Annotated in this window: 1 protein-coding gene; it reads right to left on the reverse strand. The window is 73.6% G+C overall.

Annotated features, from left to right (window positions below; genetic code table 11):
- Positions 1–2 precede the first annotated feature (2 nt).
- On the reverse strand, positions 3–1,370 hold a 1,368-nt coding region (locus tag ACIQOV_RS41505; RefSeq protein WP_401056339.1), incomplete at its 5' end, for an IucA/IucC family protein.

Below are 1,370 nucleotides of genomic sequence, written 5' to 3' on the forward strand. Positions count from 1 at the left end.
CCCTACGGGGCGGGGGTGACAATCCGGTCCCGTTGCCCGGGCAGTCGCACGTCCACCGCGACCAGCGCGTTCGGCACGGTCCCGTGCCGGGCGGCGTGCGGGCGGTGCGGGCGGTCCTGGTAGCCGTCCAGCAGCAGCCGGTTGCGGTTGAGGCAGAGCCGGTCGATCCGGGGGCGGAACAGGTCGAACAGCTCGAAGCGCTCGCCCAGCTCGGGGAAGCGGTCCTGGTAGCGCAGCACCTCGGCACGCAGCAGCGCCCAGAACTCGGTCTCGGGCAGTCCGGTCTGCGCCTCCAGCAGCGGGGCGAGGTAGCGGAAGACGCCGATGAAGAGCCCGGAGTGGATGAACTGGCAGAGTCCCTGCGGGCTCTCCCGCAGCAGCACCTCGGCGACCTCGGCGGGCAGCGCGTGCAGTTCGGGCAGGCTCTGCGCGCTGAGGTTGACGTCGTCCACGAAGTCCTTGACCGCGAGCCGGACCGGCACGTCGGACGGGTCGAAGACCACGATCGCGTTCTCGCCGTGCGGGGAGAAGACCAGCCCGTAGCGGTAGAGGAAGTGCAGCAGCGGCGGCATCGTCGCGGCGAACAGCCGGGCGGTCCAGTCGCCGGGGAGCAGGCCGGAGCGGTCGATCAGCTCGGCGGCGAGCGCCCGCCCGTCGGAGCCGGTCTGCAGCAGCGCGGCCAGGGTGCGGGCCCGCTCGCCGCCGTCCAGGAAGGGGCCGAGCGGCTGGCGCCAGATCGCGCCGAGCAGCTCCTTGTACTGGTACGGAGCCTCGGGCAGCTCGCGGTAGAGCGGGTGGTCGACGGTGACGGAGGCAATCTCGCCGAGCAGGATCACCCGGCACTCGTCGCGCAGGTACGGGTCGGCGTCGCGCAGCCCGAGCAGCCAGGCGGTGACGGCGGGCGCGGCCAGCGTGCGCTCGACCGGCAGGCCGCGCCAGACCAGGGTGTTCAGGACGGACAGCGGCAGCTTGACGGTGCAGCGCTCGGGGTGGGCGGTGTTGAAGAAGGAGCGGATGGACTGCTGGGGCAGCCGTGGGTCGCCGTCCGAGGGCAGCGGGACGATCTCGCCGGAGGCGATCCAGGGGGCGAACAGCGGCAGGATCGTCTCGTCCCACTGCCAGGGGTGGACGGGCAGCAGCAGGTAGTCCCCGGCGTCCGGGCCGAGCGCGGCGCGCAGCGCGTCGACGTCGTCCAGCTCGCGGGCGTACAGCTGCTCGGGCCGTTCCAGGCCGGGCACCCCGCGGTACTCGGCGAGCCGGCGGTGGACGGCGATCCAGGGCAGCGGGCGGGGGCTGCGGGCCTCCGGGGCCCAGCGGGCGGCGTCGGTGCCGGAGAAGCCGATCCGGCCCTTGTTGGGCACGATCCAGGG

The sequence above is a fragment of the Kitasatospora sp. NPDC091257 genome, assembly GCF_044757675.1.
Lineage (GTDB): Bacteria > Actinomycetota > Actinomycetes > Streptomycetales > Streptomycetaceae > Kitasatospora > Kitasatospora lactacystinica.